This window comes from Caballeronia novacaledonica (assembly GCF_900258035.1).
Classification (GTDB): domain Bacteria; phylum Pseudomonadota; class Gammaproteobacteria; order Burkholderiales; family Burkholderiaceae; genus Caballeronia; species Caballeronia novacaledonica.
In genome coordinates this window covers 48,085-66,991 of the sequence record NZ_OGTP01000017.1, presented here as the reverse complement: position 1 = coordinate 66,991, position 18,907 = coordinate 48,085, and the positions used below count along the sequence as shown (strand labels likewise).

24 protein-coding genes and 1 pseudogene are annotated in these 18,907 nt (G+C 61.4%); 11 read left to right on the top strand and 14 right to left on the bottom strand.

Translation table 11 applies throughout. The features are described from left to right. The first annotated feature begins 239 nt into the window (after positions 1–239). The 6 genes and pseudogenes from NOV72_RS22025 to NOV72_RS22000 all read left to right on the top strand — a co-directional run bounded on the left by NOV72_RS22025 (position 240) and on the right by NOV72_RS22000 (position 5,328). Positions 240–1,442, top strand: a complete 1,203-nt coding sequence (locus tag NOV72_RS22025) for a glycosyltransferase family 87 protein (RefSeq protein WP_245933123.1) — start codon at positions 240–242, stop codon at positions 1,440–1,442. Between the two features lie 38 nt (positions 1,443–1,480). Beyond that, positions 1,481–2,407 (top strand): annotated as a pseudogene (locus NOV72_RS22020) (LysR family transcriptional regulator); the annotation flags it as partial. A gap of 388 nt (positions 2,408–2,795) precedes the next feature. Then, on the top strand, positions 2,796–3,806 hold the full coding sequence (locus NOV72_RS22015) for a glycoside hydrolase family protein (RefSeq protein ID WP_106856754.1): 1,011 nt from the start codon (positions 2,796–2,798) through the stop codon (positions 3,804–3,806). A gap of 97 nt (positions 3,807–3,903) precedes the next feature. Continuing rightward, positions 3,904–4,164 carry a hypothetical protein gene (locus NOV72_RS22010; RefSeq protein WP_106856686.1) on the top strand — a complete coding sequence of 87 codons (261 nt, stop codon included), beginning with the start codon at positions 3,904–3,906 and terminating at the stop codon, positions 4,162–4,164. Positions 4,165–4,391: 227 nt separating this feature from the next. Continuing rightward, positions 4,392–4,769, top strand: coding sequence for a hypothetical protein (locus NOV72_RS22005; protein ID WP_106856753.1), 378 nt, complete (start codon positions 4,392–4,394; stop codon positions 4,767–4,769). A gap of 28 nt (positions 4,770–4,797) precedes the next feature. Next, complete coding sequence (locus tag NOV72_RS22000) at positions 4,798–5,328, top strand: hypothetical protein (protein ID WP_106856685.1); 531 nt, start codon at positions 4,798–4,800, stop codon at positions 5,326–5,328. Positions 5,329–5,566: 238 nt separating this feature from the next. Here NOV72_RS22000 and NOV72_RS21995 read toward each other — a convergent pair whose 3' ends face one another. Further along, the gene (locus tag NOV72_RS21995) at positions 5,567–7,363 is read right to left on the bottom strand and encodes a ShlB/FhaC/HecB family hemolysin secretion/activation protein (RefSeq protein WP_106856684.1); all 1,797 of its coding nucleotides are present in this window, start codon (positions 7,361–7,363) and stop codon (positions 5,567–5,569) included. Here NOV72_RS21995 and NOV72_RS32825 point away from each other — a divergent pair. Next, a complete protein-coding gene (locus NOV72_RS32825) occupies positions 7,326–7,604 on the top strand; it encodes a SymE family type I addiction module toxin (protein WP_245933122.1) in 279 nt (92 codons plus the stop codon). The two genes, NOV72_RS21995 and NOV72_RS32825, sit on opposite strands and share 38 nt — an antisense overlap. A 50-nt stretch (positions 7,605–7,654) precedes the next feature. On the opposite strand, the gene NOV72_RS21985 is transcribed toward NOV72_RS32825, so the two are convergent. The 6 genes from NOV72_RS21985 to NOV72_RS21965 form a co-directional block, all read right to left on the bottom strand. Continuing rightward, positions 7,655–7,954, bottom strand: a complete 300-nt coding sequence (locus tag NOV72_RS21985; RefSeq protein ID WP_106856682.1) for a contact-dependent growth inhibition system immunity protein — start codon at positions 7,952–7,954, stop codon at positions 7,655–7,657. Next, positions 7,951–9,054 (bottom strand): RNase A-like domain-containing protein, encoded by a 1,104-nt coding sequence (locus tag NOV72_RS21980; RefSeq protein WP_146150035.1) that lies wholly within the window; start codon positions 9,052–9,054, stop codon positions 7,951–7,953. Before NOV72_RS21980 ends, NOV72_RS21985 begins: the two co-directional genes overlap by 4 nt. Continuing rightward, positions 9,041–9,322 carry a hypothetical protein gene (locus NOV72_RS32425; RefSeq protein WP_181291138.1) on the bottom strand — a complete coding sequence of 94 codons (282 nt, stop codon included), beginning with the start codon at positions 9,320–9,322 and terminating at the stop codon, positions 9,041–9,043. Before NOV72_RS32425 ends, NOV72_RS21980 begins: the two co-directional genes overlap by 14 nt. Next, positions 9,319–10,422 carry a hypothetical protein gene (locus tag NOV72_RS21975; protein WP_106856680.1) on the bottom strand — a complete coding sequence of 368 codons (1,104 nt, stop codon included), beginning with the start codon at positions 10,420–10,422 and terminating at the stop codon, positions 9,319–9,321. Before NOV72_RS21975 ends, NOV72_RS32425 begins: the two co-directional genes overlap by 4 nt. 95 nt (positions 10,423–10,517) lie before the next feature. After that, the gene (locus NOV72_RS21970) at positions 10,518–10,868 is read right to left on the bottom strand and encodes an immunity protein Imm33 domain-containing protein (protein ID WP_245933121.1); all 351 of its coding nucleotides are present in this window, start codon (positions 10,866–10,868) and stop codon (positions 10,518–10,520) included. Between the two features lie 21 nt (positions 10,869–10,889). Beyond that, positions 10,890–11,306, bottom strand: coding sequence for an ESPR-type extended signal peptide-containing protein (locus NOV72_RS21965; protein ID WP_106856679.1), 417 nt, complete (start codon positions 11,304–11,306; stop codon positions 10,890–10,892). A gap of 104 nt (positions 11,307–11,410) precedes the next feature. Between NOV72_RS21965 and NOV72_RS32050 the strand changes: the two genes are divergently transcribed. Both NOV72_RS32050 and NOV72_RS21960 read left to right on the top strand, forming a co-directional pair. Then, the gene (locus NOV72_RS32050; protein WP_146150034.1) at positions 11,411–11,677 is read left to right on the top strand and encodes a hypothetical protein; all 267 of its coding nucleotides are present in this window, start codon (positions 11,411–11,413) and stop codon (positions 11,675–11,677) included. Next, a complete protein-coding gene (locus NOV72_RS21960; protein ID WP_425428750.1) occupies positions 11,623–11,943 on the top strand; it encodes a hypothetical protein in 321 nt (106 codons plus the stop codon). The genes NOV72_RS32050 and NOV72_RS21960 overlap by 55 nt, the downstream gene beginning before the upstream one ends. A gap of 9 nt (positions 11,944–11,952) precedes the next feature. Here NOV72_RS21960 and NOV72_RS21955 read toward each other — a convergent pair whose 3' ends face one another. From NOV72_RS21955 to NOV72_RS21945, 3 genes are read right to left on the bottom strand one after another with little or no spacing between them, the layout of a single operon-like run. Further along, positions 11,953–12,846, bottom strand: coding sequence for a tyrosine-protein phosphatase (locus NOV72_RS21955; protein ID WP_106856678.1), 894 nt, complete (start codon positions 12,844–12,846; stop codon positions 11,953–11,955). After that, positions 12,843–14,150: an ATP-binding protein gene (locus NOV72_RS21950; RefSeq protein WP_106856677.1), complete on the bottom strand. Its 1,308-nt coding sequence runs from the start codon at positions 14,148–14,150 to the stop codon at positions 12,843–12,845. Before NOV72_RS21950 ends, NOV72_RS21955 begins: the two co-directional genes overlap by 4 nt. 5 nt (positions 14,151–14,155) lie before the next feature. Beyond that, entirely contained in the window at positions 14,156–14,884 is a 729-nt protein-coding gene (locus tag NOV72_RS21945) for a response regulator (protein WP_106856676.1), read from the bottom strand. Positions 14,885–15,125: 241 nt separating this feature from the next. On the opposite strand from NOV72_RS21945, the gene NOV72_RS21940 reads away from it, so the two are divergent. Beyond that, on the top strand, positions 15,126–15,875 hold the full coding sequence (locus NOV72_RS21940; RefSeq protein ID WP_106856675.1) for a response regulator: 750 nt from the start codon (positions 15,126–15,128) through the stop codon (positions 15,873–15,875). A gap of 2 nt (positions 15,876–15,877) precedes the next feature. Here NOV72_RS21940 and NOV72_RS21935 read toward each other — a convergent pair whose 3' ends face one another. From NOV72_RS21935 to NOV72_RS32420, 4 genes are read right to left on the bottom strand one after another with little or no spacing between them, the layout of a single operon-like run. Continuing rightward, positions 15,878–16,546 (bottom strand): flagellar basal body L-ring protein FlgH, encoded by a 669-nt coding sequence (locus NOV72_RS21935; RefSeq protein ID WP_106856674.1) that lies wholly within the window; start codon positions 16,544–16,546, stop codon positions 15,878–15,880. Between the two features lie 20 nt (positions 16,547–16,566). Beyond that, positions 16,567–17,142, bottom strand: coding sequence for a hypothetical protein (locus tag NOV72_RS21930; protein ID WP_245933120.1), 576 nt, complete (start codon positions 17,140–17,142; stop codon positions 16,567–16,569). 46 nt (positions 17,143–17,188) lie between these two features. Beyond that, entirely contained in the window at positions 17,189–17,371 is a 183-nt protein-coding gene (locus NOV72_RS21925) for a DUF6726 family protein (RefSeq protein ID WP_106856672.1), read from the bottom strand. A gap of 3 nt (positions 17,372–17,374) precedes the next feature. Beyond that, a complete protein-coding gene (locus NOV72_RS32420) occupies positions 17,375–17,542 on the bottom strand; it encodes a hypothetical protein (RefSeq protein ID WP_181291137.1) in 168 nt (55 codons plus the stop codon). A gap of 404 nt (positions 17,543–17,946) precedes the next feature. On the opposite strand from NOV72_RS32420, the gene NOV72_RS21920 reads away from it, so the two are divergent. Next, complete coding sequence (locus NOV72_RS21920; protein WP_106856751.1) at positions 17,947–18,906, top strand: ABC transporter substrate-binding protein; 960 nt, start codon at positions 17,947–17,949, stop codon at positions 18,904–18,906. Position 18,907: the final 1 nt, after the last annotated feature.

Here is an 18,907-nt window from a genome sequence, read left to right as displayed (position 1 = left end):
CATTGATCTGTCGTTGCAGTGCGCAAAAACTCGATTGACGCCGCCCCGGTGATGCTGTCACGATTCGTAGGCTGTAAGGATCTGCTCATTCGCTTTCATGCGACGAATGGCAGAGCGATCCCGACACTGATTACAGCGCTCATACAAAGCGATAGCCGATACACGGGAGAACGACCATGCTGAACGCTCGGGCGGGCGCCAGATCCGCGGATAACGTCCGGATCATTGCGGCATTTCTCATGCTGGTCGCCGCGGGATTTCTCGCGATCCGCATGGTCATCATCTATCACTACTCGCTGAGCTATGCGTCCGATCATCCACGGGCCTTCAGCGATTTCAATTTCTACTATTACGCGTTCAGCACTGTGCTGAACGCGTCGCACGATCCATCGCTCATCTATAACAACGAACATCTGGTTGCGTATCTGACGACGCTCGGCGCAAACCTGGACGATATCCTCATCTATTGTTATCCGCCGCAATTCGCGGTGATCTTCGCTCCGTTCGCATTGCTGCCTTCGTTCACCGCGAAACTCGCGTGGGTCGCGATGTCGGTCGTGCTATGCATCGTCGGTGCGATCCTGCTCGCGAAGATGGCCTATCGCGGTGAAGACAAGCGCGTGACCGCGCTGCTCATCGCAGTGACGCTCTTGAGTTTCCCGGTGCTGCATGACGCGTATCTCGGGCAATCGAACGAGCTTCTGTTCTTTCTGCTCGCGACGCCGTTTTTCTTTATCGAACGCGGCAATCGCTGGCTGGCCGGAGTCTTTCTCGCGTTCGCGGTCGTCTTCAAGGTGACGCCGCTCGCGGTCGTCGGCCTGCTGCTGTTGCGGCGTGAATGGCGCACGGTGATATCGGCGGGCGTCTGCGCAATCGCGCTCACGCTTCTTACCGCCAGCCAGCTCGGCTTTCGCGTGATTTGGGAATATCTGACCGTCGAGATCGGGCGGGCGCAGACCTTCATCCTGAGCGCGGGCGGATTGCCCGGCAACAGCTCGGTGCGCGGCGCGTTGCAGACGTTATCGGAGAAACTCGGCATGCCCGCATCCGAAGCAATGCTGCACGCGACGCAGACGGCCTTCGCCGCGATCATCTGTCTGTTCGCATGCTATCTCGTGCTTCGCCGCAGTCGTGAACGACGCATGGATTACGCGCTCGCCTGCATGACGATGCTGCTCGCCGCGCCGATCCTCGAACCCATTCATATGGTCGTCGCGCTGATCCCTCTCGTGATTCTTCTTGGCACAGCGCTGGAGCAACGCGATCTGCGACTCTCCGCGATTCCGCCTCGCGCCGAGATGTTGCTTCTCGCGATTGCCGTGCTCCTGCTGTTCTTCATGGAGCGATCCGCGATGTACACCATCTCGGCGCTGATTACGTACGTGCTCTGCGTCGCGCGTTATTTCCCGCCTCTGTCGACGCGCGTCGCACCGGCCTACTAGCGAACGCCCAGCAACGCCTTCGGTTCGAGAAACGCTTCGCCGGTCTCGCAGAACTCGAAGCCGTGCTGGCCGTCTCGCGACATCGTAGTTTCCGCGCCGCCGCGAACGAACTGAACGTATCGACGTCGGCACTCAGTCATTCGATCGCCGCGCTCGAGGCACGCATCGGCGTGCGGCTTTTCAATCGCACGACGCGCAGCGTGTCGCTGTCCGAGGCCGGCGCGCAGTTCGTGCAGAACGTGGCGCCCGCGCTGTCCACGATCCGCGATGCGCTCGAACAGGCGGGCAGCTTTCGCGACACGCCGTCGGGCACGCTGCGCATCAATACGTCGGTGGGCGCGGCGCATCAGGTAATGCTGGTTTTCATCGCGTTCCTGCAGCGCTATCCCGACATGAAACTCGATATCGTCACCGAAGGACGTCTGATCGATATCGTCGTCGAAGGCTTCGATGCGGGCATCCGTTTGCTCGAAACCGTGCCGCAGGACATGATCGCGGTGCCCTTCGGCGAGCGTCAGCGTTTCGCCGTCGTCGGCAGTCCGGCGTACTTCGCGCAGCACAAGCCGCCGCGCACGCCCGCCGATCTCGCCGCGCATCGCTGTATTCGCAGCCGCATGCCGAGCGGGTCGATCTATCAGTGGGAATTCGAGCGGCACGGCGAGGCGATTCGGATCGACGGCGACGGCGCGCTCACGCTCGACGAACCGGGCATGATGCTGGCGGCCGCGCGCGCCGGGCTCGGCCTTACCTATCTGACCGAATGGAACGTCAGCGCGGACCTCGTCTCAGGCACGCTCGTGCGCGTGCTCGAAGAATGGACGCCGCCGCTCGACGGGCTATGTCTCTACTATCCGGGCCGGCGTCATGTGCCAGCCGGATTGCGCGCGTTGACGGAGACGATCCGCGAATATGCCGATGCGAAGCGAAAGCGCGGCGCGACGAACAAGAAACGCAGGCGGCATTAGTTTTATTTATCGCGACTTACGTTTTGCGTAGAAGGAACTAATCGAACTTTTGCATCACGCTAGATGTTTTTTCGCCCGCGCGGTTTACATTAACATCAGAACAAAGTAACCTTTCCTCGCTGCATTTAATCCCCGAGCGCTGCCCAGGCATCTGGCGGCTGTCCCACTATCCGATCTCTGCACGGTTCCGACTGTTCGCGCGCACCGATCCGCGCCCGACGCGGCAATCGATCTTCAGGAAATCATTCGGATGACTAACTACGCTAGCTGAGAACCCGTTATGCCATCGCTATGGCTGCGTGCGTCTCCGCTAGTCTAATTAATCGATATGAAGCGTCCAGCCATTTCCGTATTCTCCCCTTCCGTCGCAGCGGCGGCCGTCGCGAGCATGATGCTCGCAGCGTGCGGCGGCAGCGACAGTTCCGCCGACTCCGCGGCATCCACGCAAAGCGCCGCATCGTCGAAGTCCACCGCGAAAGCCGCCAGCGGCAGCGGTTCGATCTTCTACGGCGCGAACGGCCATAACAGCAACGGCGGCGCATACGACTTCACGAGCGTGCAGACGCAGCTTTCGCAATTGCAGGATCTTGGCGCGACGATCTATCGCAACGACGTGTACAGCCAGACATCGGCGAACATGGTCGCTGGTGTCGCGAAGACGATGGAGGAAGGCGGCGTCACGATGTATCCCGTGATGCTCGTGAATCTCAACTACAACAGCGAGGACGAGGCGTACAACGCAGGCTTCAAACTCGGCCAGCAAACCGCGAACAGTTATCGCTACAAGTACTACGAAGTCGGCAACGAACTGGAAGCGAAGGCGCTCATCGGCAATGTCGACGGCACCGTCTGGAATCAGTACAACAACTGGTCCTACATGCTCGCGCGCGGCGCGATCCGTGGGCTGATCGCGGGCGTGAAGTCCGTCGATGGCTCGGCGAAGATCGTGCTCGGCGGAACCTGGATGCACACCGCGTTCTTCCAGATGCTCGCGGACGGCTCGCAACCCGATGGCACGTGGGGCCATCCGGCCGTGAGCTGGGACGTCACTTCGTGGCACTGGTATTCGAACGAAGGCGACATCACGCACGCCTGCGGCGGCACGGGATGTCACGACATACTCCAGATGCTTCACGACATGGGCAAGCCGATCTGGATCAACGAATTCGGCGTGCGCCCGGACTTCGGTTCATATGACCAGATCGCAACGTACATGACAGGCAATCTGATGATGGCGCAATTCGCGAGCGTGGCGTCGAAATACAACATCCAGTCGATTCAGGCGTTTCAACTCTATGACGACGGCGAAGGCGCCTACGGTCTTCTCGAAGGCGACGGCATCACGAAGAAGCCCGCTTACTGGGCCTATAAGAACTTCGTGCAGAGCCATCCGATGTAATCGATCGAAGTAAGAAACGGAAAGGCGCTTGCGTTCAAGCCTGCACGCGAAATAGCCGTTATGGCGGCTTTGCGGAAACGGACAACGGAGGCCAACGATGCAGATCAACAGCGCGTCCACGAGCACGTACACAAGCGCCGACACGCCCTCTTCCCGCCGCGCCACCGCTGCGGATGACGCGACCAGCGCATCGACCGATGATGCCGACGCGCCGTCATCGGTGAAATCATTCGCTTATGGCGCGCTCGGCCTCGAACGCCCCGAAGTGCAGGCAACCGACACGAACGGCTTCTATACAGCGGGCAAGTGGGTCGCTGCGGCGGTGACCATCGGCGGCATCGTGTCCCTGTTCGTTTGATGAGGCCGCGCGCGAATTAATAGCTGGAAATAACTTGCGCGATTGGCGCTTTGCTCCGCCTTTCGAATCGCGGTGCATCGCGGGAACATGCAGATGCGTGATGTCGCCGACGACATCACGCTCATCTTCCCTCGACACTACGCCAGGTCATGCAAGCTCAACGCTCAAGCCATCTCCGCCTTGTTTCCGCGCGCCGCGCGCTCGTCGCCGTAGCGCTTCTCGCGCCGATGCTGTCCGCATCCGCCGAAGATCTCCCCGATGTCTGTTCCGCGCTGAAGACCATCGTCGATGCGCCCGCGTTCGATACGCTCGCCAAAGGACGCGCGCTGCTGCCGCCTGCATCGCCGGGCCAGGGCGCATGTCGCGGCAGCGCGCATGTCTACGATTGCCGCTGGCGAGCGCACTGGGGCCCGGACGGCGTCGTCGGCGACCCGCTGCAAGAACTGGGCGCGGACATCGCCGCCTGCTTTCCCGACGTGCGACACGACGTGAACACGTCCACGCGCCAGCACTTCGCGCTCCTCGACGCGAGCGGCAAGCACGTGACCACCCTGACCGCCACGATAGAAACGCCGAACACGATGCGCCTGCGCATCGTCCGTTGATCGCCCGAATACGGATGACCGCAAGAGCATGTTCAGAACGCTCGTTTATCGCGCGCTGCTTGCAGTCGGCGCGGGCGCGCTTTCGGGCTGCACGTGGACGCTGATCACGGCCGCCGATGCCGCTGGCTCGCTCGTGCAGGCGGGGTTCACGGTTGCGTCGAATTATTCGTCGCCGACTTCGGTGACGGGACCGCCCGCCGCGCTGCAATCCGTATGCATCGAACTGAATCAGAGCGTCGCGACGGGCGATTTCGTGCCTGTGCTGCAAGTCGCGTTGAGCCGGCGCGGCGTGAATTCGATGGTCTATAACCCCGGCACGTCGCCGCCCGGTTGCGAGGCGATGCTCGTGTATGGCGCGACGACCAGTTGGGACCGGCACGCGTTCAGCAGCGAGCCGGTGTCGTATCTGTCGGCGATCGATCTGACGCTCGTGCGGCAAGGGCAGATCCTCGTGACCGCGCGTTATGGCACGAATGGTCTGAACATCGACCGGTTTGCAAGCGCGAGACAAAAGCTGGATGCGCTCGTCGACCGAATGGTGGTCTCCCGCACACAGTAGGGCGCGCTTTCCTTACGGCATCTTTCCGATGCGAATTCGCGTATCGAACCGGTGCTAACCTGCCGACGCTGTAGTTGTTGACCGATCCCTCTTGCGGCTCGCCATTGTTTTACGGCGAGCCGTCTTTTTTGGTCTGACTATTTCGACTGACGTCGATCTCTTGCGTCTGGCGCCATTGCTTTTCATCTGCTATGGAGCGTCTGGGGCGAGCGCCTCGCTCTTCTCGTTCGTACGCTTATCAGAACTGCGCGGTCATCTGAAAACCGAGCGTCACGCGCGACGTGTCGAACGCGGCCGGCTTGTAGATCGGCGTGCCGGCGAACAGGTCATAGCTGAAGCCGACGTACTTCGACGGCACGCCACCACGAATACCGATCACCGCGCCCACGAGCTGCGTCCCCGCAAGAAATGCCGTGTTCGGTCCGAACACGCGTCCGTAGTCGATGCCCGCGTACAGCGTCTGCCCGCTCTTGCCGATCGGCGCTTGCAGTTCGTTGCGCCAGAAGAAGCCCTTCTCGCCCGCCAGCATCTGCTCGCCGTCGAAGCCGCGTACGGTGTAGCGGCTGCCGATGGTCAGATCGTCGAGATAGAACAACGTGTCGTTCGTGTATTGACCGTGGAAGGTCGTCACGTAGCGAAGCGGCTGCGATGCGATCGCGAACGGCACCGACAGGTTCGCATCGAGCACCGCCATGTGGAACCGGTAGGTCGGACCGTCCGGTTTCGTCGCAGGCGTCGGCGCGATGTTGGCGTCGGGCGGCAGCGACGGATCCGGCGTCGCACCGAATGCACCGATGCCCTGCCGATACGCGAGCGTGCCGTCGAACTGCGCTGCGCCGAAGTAGTGACGATCGGTCAATCCTGCTTCGAAGAACGTGTTGTTGCGATGCTGAAGCTCGATCTCCGTGTCATCGATGAAACTCGCGCCGAAGCGCTTCGACAGTTGCACGTAGCCGCCGAACACGTCGTTTTGGCTGCGACGCAGCACGCGGGCAAGCTTGAGCCCGGCGGTCTGCGCGTTGCCGCTCGACACGAACGTCTGATTCACGCCCGCGATCTGCTGATAGTACGTGTTCGTGTTGCCGAACAGCGTCGCGCTCCAGTAACCCCACGGAATCGAATACGAGCCGTTGAAGCCGTGTGAACCGAGGCCCTTGTCGGCGAATTCGAGGTCCTGATTCGCGCCGAGGCTCAGGATATCGTTCAAGCCGAGCGGGTTGTCGACGCCGAGACTCAGATTGCCTTGCAGCTTGCCGGTCGCGCGGCTGCCCGAGTTGTCGACCGACGCGACGAGCGACCACGGTTTGACGCGCTTGAGCGTCAGCACGACATCACTTTCACCGGGGATGTTGGTCGGCTCGATCTTCATATCGACGTCTTGCGATGCGACGCGCTTCATCTGCTCGACGCCTTGTTCGAGGTCGCGCAGGTCGAGGATGTCGCCGGGGCGTGTCGGGAACGCGGTTTTCCATGTGCCCCACGACAAGGGTTCGGCGAATCGGACGTCGTGGATGACGCCCGGTACGAGCGCGAACTTCAGTACGCCGCCTGACAGGTCCTGTTCGGGCAGCAGCACGCGGGTGGTGATGTAGCCGCGACTGAGAATTGCTTGCTGCAAGCCCTTGGTCAGTATGCTCACGCCTTCCTTGCCGACGCATTGTCCTTTGTAGTGATCGAGCCATTCACGCGCGAAGGCGAACGGATCGAGCGGTAACGTGGATCCGCCTTTGGCGCGTACCGCATCGGGCAGCATTGGCGGCACGTCGAGCGCGAAGGTGTCGATGCGGAAACACGGCGTCTCCGATGGCAGCGTCGCGAAGCCATGATCCTCCGGTAGGGTTGAACGTACTGCCGGCGATTGAACCGCCGCCGCACGTTGTTCAGCCTCGCGTTGCTGTTGATTTTGCTGATCTTGGATCGCGTTCGCCCGCGCGGCGGCGGCTTCGTCGATAGGGGTCGGGATTTGCTGCGCATGCACTGCGAGCGACATCAGGGCTGTGAGTGGCAATGCCGCCAGCCTCTTACGCTTTACCATTTTTGCTTACTCACTTTCCAAATTACGTAAAGCGCGTTCGACAGACGCCGAACGCTTCAAGCCTTGCGAGGCCACTGTGCGAGAGTCCGATTTCACGAAGAAACACGGACCATACGAACCGCCGCTGCCCGCGCCGCGCATTCGACTCGTCGGCCGATGGCCCGAACAGGCCGGCTTCAAACCACAAAGCCGCGTGCGCGTTCAAGTCGAGGACCGCAAGCTCACCATCACGCCGGCTTGAATGACTCTGCAAACAACAAACCCAGCGCAAGGCTGGGGTTGTTGTTTCAATTAGAGCAACTCAAATTTATGGCGCACTTGTTTCAGCCATTGCGAGCAAGTACTCCCCTTTGCTTTTGGGTCAAAGTAACAGCCCAACTGATCCACGAGCACCAAGCTTAACTCGGCCTCGGAAAGCCCCAAACCTAAAAGAACGTCAAGCTCTGCCGCAGCTGCGGCAAGCCGATCCTGCGACGCAGATTCAATAATCGCTTGAAGGGCCAACGTATCTTCATCGAACTCTTCTGTCCAGTCCTGATGGAAATAACAACCCAGCAACTGTTCAAGCTCAGGAAACTTTTGATGAGTCATGGCTTTGTTGGATATCCAGTAAGAATTTTATATCCCGTTGGCATCGATGGGTCACGAACGAGAATAACCCGAGCGGAATTGACATCTACCGCCCCCGACGTTCCCTTCGCAACAGAGATTCCTGTGGGATCAGATGACGAATAGTCCAATCTCAGACGGCTGGAGCTTCCCGCTAGCCAATCTGTAATGGTGGATTTATTTGCATCCAACGCTTGCGACACGAAATTTTCCGCCGTTGCTCGATCGGGAAATGATGATGAGCCGCTAATCTTCGGGTCGTTGGCAAGGCGTGTTGCAAGATCTTGCTCCGATTTCCCAACGTGCTTATCCAATAGGTGCCCGCCAGCATCTTCATGCGCTTGTAATCCGCCCCCATCGGCAAGACGACTCGAATCACCATCGTTCCCACTATTTAGCGTCGCATTACTCGGCACTGGCGCTGCGAGGCTCCTTACGCCGCCCGCCGCCGAATCCACCAGCACCAACCCCGGACTTGCCATAGGCGGCTTACCGCCTCCCGCGCTTACAACCGCGTTCAGCCCATTCGCCGCGCCCTGCGCCATCAGATCCGATGGCCGCTCCCCCGCCTTCGCCGTAGCGTCCGCGTTCATGCGCCTTGTGAGTTGATTGCTCCACTCGCTCAGGGTACCCGGTATGTCACCGTAGGTGTTCTTGAGCCAATCGGACACAGCATTCGCAGCGGCAACCCCTTTGTCCATCAGTTCGCTTCCCGTGCCGCCTTTGCCTTGTCCGTTGTCGTTATTGGCGTTATACAGCTCCATATTCGCAGCCGAGAACGCGCCGGAGTTACCACCGACCAAGCCGCCGATGCCGCCCGCAACCAAGTTCGCCGCAAAATTGCCAGCCGTCAGCCCCGGATCCATCCCGCTACCGTCGCCAGTTTCGAACTGGTCCGCCATCTGATTCAACTTGCCCGACAGCGCCGACGATATTCCCGCGCCGGCCGCACCGCCGACCGCACTGCCGCCGCCAAGCCCCGCAATCAGCGCACCGCTTGTCGTGTGCATCGCCACGCGATACGTGCCACCCTCATCCCAACAAACCCGGCAATTGCCGGGTTTGTTGTCAATGAAGATCAAACGATCCTGCAATGCACTCGATCACATCGCCTGACTGGACCTCAAGTTTCGCCGTGACGCCATTCCCAGCATTACTTACGCTGACTTCGTTAATGCTCACACTTGGCCCCCATGGATGTTGACGCGGAAGAACCAGAGAAACGAGATTCCTTGCAACCCAGACCCGTCGCTGTGAAGACGAATCCAGCATTTCTATCTGTAGTTCTCCGATTTGCCAGTTGACGCTCAGACCAATCAGTGTCCAATCGTGACAGTTGTTCATGTTCATTTCTTAAGCGGTAAATGTGCATCTGGTGATTCAGACGGTACTCGATTGCCATTTATATCAAGTCGCGCTCCTGACGAATCGTTTACGTGACAATGAGGACATTCACCGTCAGGATGAATCAACACTCGCTGCTGCCCTGTAACTGGATCAAGATAAGCGCCTTTCCCACTCATTGGGTCCGGTCCTTTCGGCACTAATCCTTGATCGGTTGCATGTTGCGCGATGTCTTGAGGCGTCTTCCCTGCAACATCAGTTGGATTGATTTGAGGTGATCCCGCTTGGTTTCTGCTTTGTCCATCTGAACCGCCATTCAGTATGGCATTACTGGGCACATACCCCGGCTTGCCTATAGCTGGTAACCCTGCCGCCGCACCTGCCGTCGAATCTGCGAGCGCTGTACCCGGATTGGCCATTGGCGGTTCACCGCCTTTAGAGCCGAGGACGGCATTGATACCGTTGGCTGTACCTTGCGCCATCAGATCGGTGGGCGACTGCGACGCCTTCGCCTGCGCGTCGGCGTTCATCAGCCCGGTCGCCTGAGCGATCCAGCGCTTCACGTCACCTATCGGGTTACTGTAGGTGTCCTTCGCCCAATCTAATGCCTTGTCGACAACACTATTCTTCGTACTTCCCTTGCCCTCGCCGTTTTCGCTACTGCGATTGTAGAGGTCCGCATTGCCCGCCGCAAATGCCCCCGAGTTGCCGCCGATCAGACCGCCGACCGCGCCCGCAATCAGGTTCGCCCCGATGTTCCCTGCCGTGAGCGCCGGATCGACACCGCCGCCGTTGCTGAACTGATCCGCAAGTCGGTTCAGATCGCCCGCGAGCGCGGCCGAGACGCCTGCTCCCGCCGCGCCGCCCGCCACGCTGCCGCCGCCGAGTCCTGCGATCAGTGCTCCGCCCGCCGTATGTAGCGCGATTCGATACGTCCCACCCTCATCCCACGACTTCGCCTCTGCCGCGTACTGCGCCGCGAGTTCCGAATTGCCGTCCTTTGCCGCCTGTTCTGCCGCCTGGTTCGCCGCATCGCGCTTCGCATTGGCAATCGCCCCAATCTGCGTCGCGACCGCCTGACCGGCCGCGCTCGCGGCGTTCATCATGTGTCGCTGGAGCTCAGACACACGCGGCCGATACCGTGTAGAAGAACCCGACGAGCGAGACGAGCCCGCTCAAATATACGCAAAACACGAATCCACTAATCATCAAGCAGGGAAGTATCTTCCCAAACATCCTCGTACTGCTCTGTGACTAGGAATCTCCAACCCGGGGGTAACCCCAAATATGGAACGACCAGCGGTGCCCATTTGAAAAGATGCGAAGCGTGTAGAGGAACGAAAAAATCGGACGCCGTTGAGTATTCCTCACCTGCCCAAATGTACCAGCCACAGGTGTCACCTTCAGGCCGGATGCGCAAGCCATTTACCGGTCTCAGTCCTTCCTTGACGTTCCGAGAAATACCTATTTTCAAGTTTAGGTCGCACCCAAAGTGCGGCGCACTGAACTTGGCACACACTTCGCGTTGCAACTCGTCGATCTGGCTGTTCATCTCAGAATCCAAAATATTTCCTCATCGAGCGTCCAAATGCACCCAATTGGCCGCCTTGGATTGAAGAGCACGTCGGACAATGGGGTTGAACGGCGTCACCGTCGCGCTATACAACGCATCATACGCAGCATCTGCTGAGGGGTTGTAGACAAATTGCCCGCCCGTCTTCAGCGCACTCTGCTCGCTCGCATAACCTGCTCCACGTTGCTGCGAAGCCAAAGCCGCTGCCTTGTCCGGATTGTTATCGGCCATCTGCGCTGCGCATTGCACCAGATAACACGCCGCATCCGCCATCGGAAGCGTCAATGCAGCGCTCGACGCCACTGGCGCGCATCGCGCCGCGCGCGGTCCCGCACCGTGTGCGCGCGCAAACTCCACGACCGGAACCATCAGACCCCGAAGGCGGCAGAAAATAAGCTTGTAGCGATTCTGGTTCATTCTTTTTGATATTTGCAACAGTCGGCTTATTGATTCGATATACTAATCAATGCCGTGTAAAAAGCAGCCGCCGCCCCTGCTTCATCACGATGTCCCGAGTACCCATGCTCTGCAAACTCGGCAACGCATCGCGCGCTGTCTGGGCGCAATGCATTTGCGGCGTATTGCTTCGAGCATATAGTCGTCGAATCGTCCCAAAAATCAGAGATGTCTCAAACGCAGTGCAGCGCATCGTTGTCACCGCCAAAGACGCGTTGCGATGCGTGTTCGAGCGCCTCGGTCTCATGCCTGAACACATGAGCGATCGCTTGTTGCAATGGCTGAGCAAGCGTCTGCCGGCGCAACTCACGGGAAATGCGTCGCGTTTATGACGCAGCGTTTCGCGGATTCGCGAAATGGAGGAATTCGTCGCGCTCGATATCGCGTTACGGCGTTCGAGCGGCTGTCGGAGAAGATCGCGCGACCGATTATTACGGGGCACTTTCTGTGTCACGTGTGCCATCAGCACTACATCGTCGCCAAGGGCAACGCTGCATGGCGCCGAGCACAACGTCGGGCATCTGTACGAGGCGAAGCCGCAGCTTGCCGCGCTCTAGAAAAGCAATTGCTTCAACCCTGGGATCGGGACGAAGCGTGAACGCGCTGTCTACGCAATCATCTTCGCGCGCAACATCGACACATCCGCGCTATTCATCGACAAACCTTGCGCGAGATAGCGGCTCAGCGTGCCGTACTCGCGATGCATCTCGTCGAACGCCGCTTCGATCGTCGCGCTTTGCGCCTGATACAGCGGCGCGACCGTCTGCGTATCGGTTCCGAGCCGCGCCGCGTGCGCCTTCATGCGTGCGTCGATCTGCGTTTGCGCCGCCGTGTTCGTCAGCAGATAGTCCTGGATGATCACGTCGAGCGGCACGTTGGCGATCGAAAGCAAAAGCGCCGCCGCCCAGCCGGTGCGATCCTTGCCCGCCGTGCCGTGAATCACCTGCGCGCCCGACACGCGCGCGAGCCGCGTCAGCAGCAGGCCAAACTGCAAACGCGCGACCGGATCGGTGACGAGTTGCCGCTGCCGCTCGGCGAACCATGCGCTCGCGGTTGCGGCATTGGCCGGTGCGGCGGCGCAAGCGTCGATCGGTGCGATCTCGTGCGTCTCACGCACCGCGCTCGAAGGCACGCGATCCGGCGCCATCGCAGCCTCGCCCAACCATCGAAGATCATGCACCGCGCGCAACGACAGACGCGCGAGCGCGGCCGCGTCGGCATCGCCGGGCGTGAGCGCGCCCGAGCGATAGAACACGCCGCGCCGCAAGCGTGCGCCATCGACGGTCGGATAGCCATCGCCCGTTCCGGCGACATCGCGGAAATTTTCGATCGTGGACAGCTTCGGCGTGTCGGATACGCTCTGATCGTCGCTCGCGCCGCCGCATGCCGACAACAGCGCGCTCGCGCCGAACGCGGTCGAAAACAGCGCCGCGCGCGCGCCGCCCCGAATGAAAGCACGGCGCGACAAGGGCGCCGAATGCATGGACGAAACGAGCATCATGTTTCTTCGTAGGGAATGACGATACGCACGATCAGCCCGCCGCCTTCGGCATTGCCGATTTCACAGCGGCCGCGCTGCTCGCGCGCGAGACGTTCGACGATGGTGAGCCCGAGCCCGCAATGCCCGTTGCCGCTGCGCGCGGGATCGAGACGCACGAAAGGCCGCAACACGTCGTCGAGGCGCTCGTCGGGAATGCCGGGGCCGTGGTCGCGCACTTCGATCAGCCAGTCATCGCCCTGCCGCGCGGTGCGGATATCCACGGGCGGCTCGCCATGTTCGAGCGCGTTGTCGACGAGATTGGTCATCAGGCGGTCGATGAAAGTTCGCGGCAATCGGAACGTTTCGCCCGCTTCGAGCGACAACGCGAACAACGGATCGTCGCCATCTTCCGGCGATGAAAACTGCTCCGCGATGAACGCATCGACAGCGGTCTTCGCGCTGTCCGACGACGACCGCCCCGCGAACTCCAGAAACTGCTGCACGATGCGCGTCATCGAATCGATATCACGCAGAAAGTGCGCGCGCTCGCGCTCGTCTTTCGCAAGCACGGTCGCGCGCAGCGAAAGCCGCGTAAGCGGCGCCTTCAGATCGTGCGCGATGCCGGCGAGCATCACGGCGCGATCGTCGTCGGCGTCGGTGAGTTTCTTCATCATCTGATTGAACGCGCCGATCAGTTCGCGCAATTCGCGCGGACCATTTTCCTCGACGGGCACCGGACGCTCGCCGCCGCCGAAGCGGCGCGCCGCCTGCGCGACACGCGCGATCGGCCGCTGCAGTTGCCACGTCGCGATGAGCGAGAGCACGAGCGCGCCCGCGAGCAGCACGATACCTTCCGTGATGAACGGCGCGGGCGGCGGCAAGTCGATCGGCGTGACGATCCACACGTTGCTCTGCGGATAACGCACCCAGAGCCGCGACTTGTGGTGATCATCCGCCTCGACGGCGATCTGCGAGCCCGGCGGCAACTGGTCGGCGAGCTGGCGCGCGAGGTGCGCGTGGCGCGTCTTCGCGGGGTCGCGCAATGCGAGCGACTCGGGCATGTTCCACACGGGCACGATATGCACGCGCGTTTCGCGCATGAGCCGTCCGCCGAGCGCGACATCGTTGTGCGCGGCTTCCAGCACGATCAGCAGCGCGCGCGCGTAGCCATCGGCTTCCTTGTGCGGCCCCTGAACGCGGAGAATCGCGAACCATCCGCCCTGAAGCGCGAGCAGCACGCAGATCGACACGATCGCCATGCGGCCGAACAGCGTGTCGATGAAACCGCGCGGCCTGCGCGCGGACTGCCAGAATCCCGGACGCATCGTGATTACGCCCCGGACCAGTCGGAAGCGGGCGCGTCCGTGTCGGGCACGAAAACGTAGCCTTGGCCGCGCACGGTCTGCACATGACGCGGATGCGACGGATCGTCTTCGATGAGGCGGCGCAGGCGCCAGATCGGCACGTCGAGGCCGCGATCGCGAAAAGGCAGATCGTCGCGATGTACCAGATCGTGAATCAGCACGCGCGACAGCACCTTGTACGGGTTCTTGATGAACACCTTCAGCAGCGCGAATTCGCTGTCGCGCAACGCGATACGATCGCCGCCGCTCGACAGCGAGCGCGTGATGAAATCCACTTCGAAGCGCCCGAAGCGTTCGCGCGGCGCGGGCTCCGGACGGCTCGGCGCACCCGCGCGCCGCCGCAGCACCGCTTCGATGCGCGCGAGCAGTTCACGCGGATCGAAAGGCTTCGCGAGGTAGTCGTCCGCGCCCGATTGCAGCCCGGCGATTTTTTGCGGAACGCTGTCGCAACCGGTCACGAAGATCACCGGAATGTCTTCGCCCGCCCCGCGCAGATCGCGCAGCGCGCGCAGGCCGTCGATGTCCGGCATCATGATGTCGAGCACGACGATGGACGGGCGCTCAAGCTCGAGCCGCCGGCGCAGACCGCCGCCGTCGTGCAGCACGGAAACGTCGATGCCTTGGCCGTTGAAGAAACGGCGCAGGAGATCGCGCACAGCGGGGTCGTCGTCGACGATGAGAACCGATATAGACATCTCAAAATTTTATTCGGCCTAAATCCGTTGGCGCGCGTCGTGCGTATCGCGCGACATTACGGATGTTTACGGAACGCATTCCGGAACCGATGAACGCTCGAAGCACGTGCGTGCTATTTCCCGTGGACGCCCGCACGCGGGAGATCGGGCCGCGCAGCGCGCCTGAAACACGCCGTAACGGAAAGAAATGGAAAGTTCGCGGCGGTCGCGAGGGCATTGGCGTTGCGCTTAGAATCCGCGCATGACACCACATGTACTGATGGTCGACGACGACCCCGTCGTGCGCGATCACGTTCGCGACTATCTGCAACAGCACGGCTTCGACGTCTCCGTCCTGAGCGACGGCACGGACCTGAAACGCCGCGTGCAGGCCGAACGTCCCTCGATGATCGTGCTCGACGTGATGATGCCCGGCAAGGATGGCATCAGCGCGTTGCGCGAATTGCGCAATGCCCGCGACGATATCCCCGTGATCCTTCTGACGGCGCGCTCGGACGTGCTCGATCGCGTCATCGGACTCGAACTCGGCGCGGACGATTATCTCGGCAAGCCCTTCGATCCGCGCGAACTGCTCGCACGCATCCGCTCGATCCTGCGGCGCCGCGAGCCCGCGTCGCCGGTGACGGCCAGCGCGCCGGAGATTCGGCCGTCTTATCGCTTCGGTCCGTTCGAAATGGATTTCGGCGCGCGCGAGTTGCGCCGCGAAGGCGAGCGGATTGCGTTGCGCTCCGGCGAATTCGCACTGCTCAAGACGCTCGTGAAGAACGCGATGGTCGTGCTCACGCGCACCGAGCTGAACGAAAAGATGCGCGGCAACGGCGCGCACCGCGATCGCAGTCTCGATGTCGCGATCTGGCGCCTGCGCCGGCTGCTCGAAATCGATCCGTCGGAGCCGCGTTACGTGCAGACCGTCTGGGGCCAGGGCTATATCTTCGTGCCGCACGGCGATCCGACGGCGGCCGGGCGCATCGCCGCGCATATCGGTGCGTGAGTTCAAAAGGTCAGCACGCTCATGAAGAGACGTTGCAGCCAGCCCATCGTCGTCGAATCGGCGAGCATGCCAAAGCCCGCCTGTTCGATGCGCGCGTTCGCCACCTTGTTCGACGCGACGTAATTGCCCGCCTCGATATCCTTCGGATTGACGATGCCCGAGAAGCGCAGGCGGTCCTGATTGGCGCTCATCGCGATGATCTTGTCGCCCGCGACCACGAGATTGCCGCCCGGCAAGGTGCCGATGACCGACACCGCGAGCGTGCCGCTCATCGCGGAAAGATTGCTGGTGCTGCCGTTGCCCTTGAACGACGTATCCGCCGAGCCGACGTTGAAGAGGCGCGCAAGCCGCGCCGCCGCCCCGCTCGACTTGTCCGCGGCCTCGGCGCTGATGCTGCTCGCACGGCTCGCGCTGGCGTCGGCGGTGTTGCTGCCTTGATACGACTCCGCGAGCCGGATCGTCAGCACGTCGCCGACCTTCTGCGCGCGCGAGGTTTCATAGAGCGAGACCGAGCTGCCCGCCTGATAGATCGCGCCCAGCGTGTTGACGTTGACGGGCTGCGCGACGGCCGGCGCATAGGTCGGCATCTCGACGATCGAATGCGATCCGGACGACGAGCACGCGGCGAGCGCGAACCCGAACGCCCCGCATGTCAGTGACGCGCGTTTCATGAACAATCCTCTCCTTTGATTCAGGGCGCGTCGTGCACGGCGGCGAGACGCCATCTGCCGGTGGTGTCGCGCAGCCACGCTTCGTAGGCCTTCAGCCGATAAATCACCCGCGCCGACGCCGCCGCGCCGTTCGCCTCCAGCGTGACCGAGCTCGTCGCGTTCTCCCATGTCCGCGTCTGATAACCGTTCGCGCGCTCGACGCGACTGCCGCCGAATTTCGACGACAGCGCTTGCGCGAAGTCGTCGGCCACGCGGGCGTCGATCACGAACGACATGCGATACAGCCGCGGCGACGCATCGCCGGGCATCGCCATGAAGCGCAGCACGTGATCGCGTGCGGGCGCGCCGTCGACGACCGCGAGCGACTCGCTCCATCCGCTTGGCGTGCGATGCGCCCATTTGCACGCGATCGACAGGCTGTGCGCATCGCGCAGCACCATGCCGAGCGAGGCCGCTTCGAGATCCGTGTCGCATACGGCGACGCTGCCGGGCGGCGTCGCGCGCGCGGGCTCTTCGTGGCGGAATGCATCGAGCGAAATGCCGAGCCGCAAGCCGCGAAAATCGAATGGCTTTTGCGCCGCGGCGAATGCGGGCATCGCCATGCAGGCAAGAAAGGCGCAACCAAGGAACGTTCGCTTCATGTCAGTCAATGGCGGTGGCGCAGGCATCGAAGGGCGTGGACGCGGCATGACCCACGACCGGCACGATCTTCAGCGCGGCCGATGTCACGCGGCACGGCAACGCGGCGAGCGCGCAGCCGTCGAGCATGACAGGACAAGCCGCGAGCGCGGCGCACGCGAGCACGAGACGAAAGGACGTCGCCATGATTCACGCGGTCGTGTCGACGTGATTGCCGAGATGCGCCGGATTGCCCGGCGCCGGCTTCTCGTTCGGGGTGACGGTTTCCAGCGCGGGGGTGTCGGTGCTGCGCTTGATGGGCAGCGTGTGCGACGCCGCTTGCGTCGTATGTTGAGTGCTCGGTCCGGTGACGTTCATGCTGCGCGCTCCTTGAGGATGGAAGATCGTTGCGGGTTGCAACGTGGGCAATCTTCCGTGAGCGCGCGATGTGACGATCAGGCGAGAAAAACACGCTTTTCGCGAGTGCTTACGAGCCGTTACGCCGCGATTACCAGTTCTTCCCGCCTCGTTAAAACGCATGCTGCGGCGCGATGAAGCCGCGAGATGGTATGACTGTTTCCGCAGTAAAAGCGGGTTAACACGAATAAAAAGTGGCCCGATACCTTCATATAGTCAATCTATCTCGGCGCCGTTGCATCGAAGGAGTAAAAACCCAAATACCGGAATGGCAACGAGATCAATAGAACAACGAATTAACAGGTTATTCCAGAATCATTCGAACAAAGTCGGATAAATAGCCAATGGATGGAGGAACCACTGACATGAAACGCCGCACCGTGTTAGTCGCGCTGGCCGCCGCGCCTTTGAGCGCCATGCTCCCGCTGCCCGCCTTCGCGCAGAAACCCATCGTGCTCGGCTTCGCGCAGGTGGGCGCCGAAAGCGAATGGCGCACCGCGAATACCGAATCGATCAAGTCGAGCGCGAAAGAGGCCGGCATCGACCTGAAATTCTCCGACGCCCAGCAGAAGCAGGAAAATCAGATCAAGGCGATTCGCTCGTATATCGCGCAGAAGGTCGATGTGATCGCGTTCTCGCCGGTCGTCGAAACCGGCTGGGAGACGGTGCTCGTCGAAGCGAAGAACGCGAAGATTCCCGTCGTGCTCACCGATCGCGCGATCAGCAGCAAGGACGACACGCTCTATGTGACGTTCATCGGCTCCGACTTCACCGAGGAAGGCCGCAAGGCGGGCCGCTGGCTTCTGGAGAAAGAGAAAGGCAAGCCGGGACCGATCAATATCGTCGAATTGCAGGGCACGGTCGGCTCGGCGCCCGCGATCGATCGCAAGAAGGGCTTCGAGGAGATCATCAAGGGCGACCCGAGGTTCAAGATCATCCGCTCGCAGACGGGCGACTTCACCCGCGCGAAGGGCAAGGAAGTGATGGAGGCGTTTCTCAAGGCCGAGGGCAAGAACATCAACGTGCTCTATGCGCACAACGACGACATGGCGATCGGCGCGATTCAGGCCATCGAGGAAGCGGGCATGAAGCCGGGCCAGGACATCGTCATCATTTCCGTGGATGGCGTGAAGGGCGCGTTCGAAGCGATGATGGCGGGCAAGCTCAACGTGTCCGTCGAGTGCAGTCCGCTGCTCGGGCCGCAATTGATGTCGGTCGTGAAGGACATCAAGGCGGGCAAGTCGGTGCCCAAGCGCATCGTGACGCAGGAAAGCATCTTCCCGATGGAGGTTGCGGCGAAGGAATTCCCGAACAGAAAATACTGAT

What these genes read in the sequence shown, in the direction of transcription:
- NOV72_RS21940 (WP_106856675.1), top strand. Translation starts at nt 15,126, where the DNA reads ATGACACCACATGTACTGATGGTCGACGACGACCCCGTCGTGCGCGAT.
- NOV72_RS32420 (WP_181291137.1), bottom strand. Translation starts at nt 17,542, where the DNA reads ATGAACGTCACCGGACCGAGCACTCAACATACGACGCAAGCGGCGTCG.
- NOV72_RS21950 (WP_106856677.1), bottom strand. Translation starts at nt 14,150, where the DNA reads ATGCGTCCGGGATTCTGGCAGTCCGCGCGCAGGCCGCGCGGTTTCATC.
- NOV72_RS22010 (WP_106856686.1), top strand. Translation starts at nt 3,904, where the DNA reads ATGCAGATCAACAGCGCGTCCACGAGCACGTACACAAGCGCCGACACG.
- NOV72_RS21935 (WP_106856674.1), bottom strand. Translation starts at nt 16,546, where the DNA reads ATGAAACGCGCGTCACTGACATGCGGGGCGTTCGGGTTCGCGCTCGCC.
- NOV72_RS21995 (WP_106856684.1), bottom strand. Translation starts at nt 7,363, where the DNA reads ATGGTAAAGCGTAAGAGGCTGGCGGCATTGCCACTCACAGCCCTGATG.
- NOV72_RS32425 (WP_181291138.1), bottom strand. Translation starts at nt 9,322, where the DNA reads ATGAACATGAACAACTGTCACGATTGGACACTGATTGGTCTGAGCGTC.
- NOV72_RS21965 (WP_106856679.1), bottom strand. Translation starts at nt 11,306, where the DNA reads ATGAACCAGAATCGCTACAAGCTTATTTTCTGCCGCCTTCGGGGTCTG.
- NOV72_RS21945 (WP_106856676.1), bottom strand. Translation starts at nt 14,884, where the DNA reads ATGTCTATATCGGTTCTCATCGTCGACGACGACCCCGCTGTGCGCGAT.
- NOV72_RS21970 (WP_245933121.1), bottom strand. Translation starts at nt 10,868, where the DNA reads ATGAACAGCCAGATCGACGAGTTGCAACGCGAAGTGTGTGCCAAGTTC.
- NOV72_RS21930 (WP_245933120.1), bottom strand. Translation starts at nt 17,142, where the DNA reads ATGCCCGCATTCGCCGCGGCGCAAAAGCCATTCGATTTTCGCGGCTTG.
- NOV72_RS22000 (WP_106856685.1), top strand. Translation starts at nt 4,798, where the DNA reads ATGTTCAGAACGCTCGTTTATCGCGCGCTGCTTGCAGTCGGCGCGGGC.
- NOV72_RS32050 (WP_146150034.1), top strand. Translation starts at nt 11,411, where the DNA reads ATGCTCTGCAAACTCGGCAACGCATCGCGCGCTGTCTGGGCGCAATGC.
- NOV72_RS22025 (WP_245933123.1), top strand. Translation starts at nt 240, where the DNA reads ATGCTGGTCGCCGCGGGATTTCTCGCGATCCGCATGGTCATCATCTAT.
- NOV72_RS22015 (WP_106856754.1), top strand. Translation starts at nt 2,796, where the DNA reads ATGATGCTCGCAGCGTGCGGCGGCAGCGACAGTTCCGCCGACTCCGCG.
- NOV72_RS21920 (WP_106856751.1), top strand. Translation starts at nt 17,947, where the DNA reads ATGAAACGCCGCACCGTGTTAGTCGCGCTGGCCGCCGCGCCTTTGAGC.
- NOV72_RS21975 (WP_106856680.1), bottom strand. Translation starts at nt 10,422, where the DNA reads ATGATGAACGCCGCGAGCGCGGCCGGTCAGGCGGTCGCGACGCAGATT.
- NOV72_RS21960 (WP_425428750.1), top strand. Translation starts at nt 11,623, where the DNA reads ATGGCTGAGCAAGCGTCTGCCGGCGCAACTCACGGGAAATGCGTCGCG.
- NOV72_RS21955 (WP_106856678.1), bottom strand. Translation starts at nt 12,846, where the DNA reads ATGATGCTCGTTTCGTCCATGCATTCGGCGCCCTTGTCGCGCCGTGCT.
- NOV72_RS21985 (WP_106856682.1), bottom strand. Translation starts at nt 7,954, where the DNA reads ATGACTCATCAAAAGTTTCCTGAGCTTGAACAGTTGCTGGGTTGTTAT.
- NOV72_RS21925 (WP_106856672.1), bottom strand. Translation starts at nt 17,371, where the DNA reads ATGGCGACGTCCTTTCGTCTCGTGCTCGCGTGCGCCGCGCTCGCGGCT.
- NOV72_RS22005 (WP_106856753.1), top strand. Translation starts at nt 4,392, where the DNA reads ATGCTGTCCGCATCCGCCGAAGATCTCCCCGATGTCTGTTCCGCGCTG.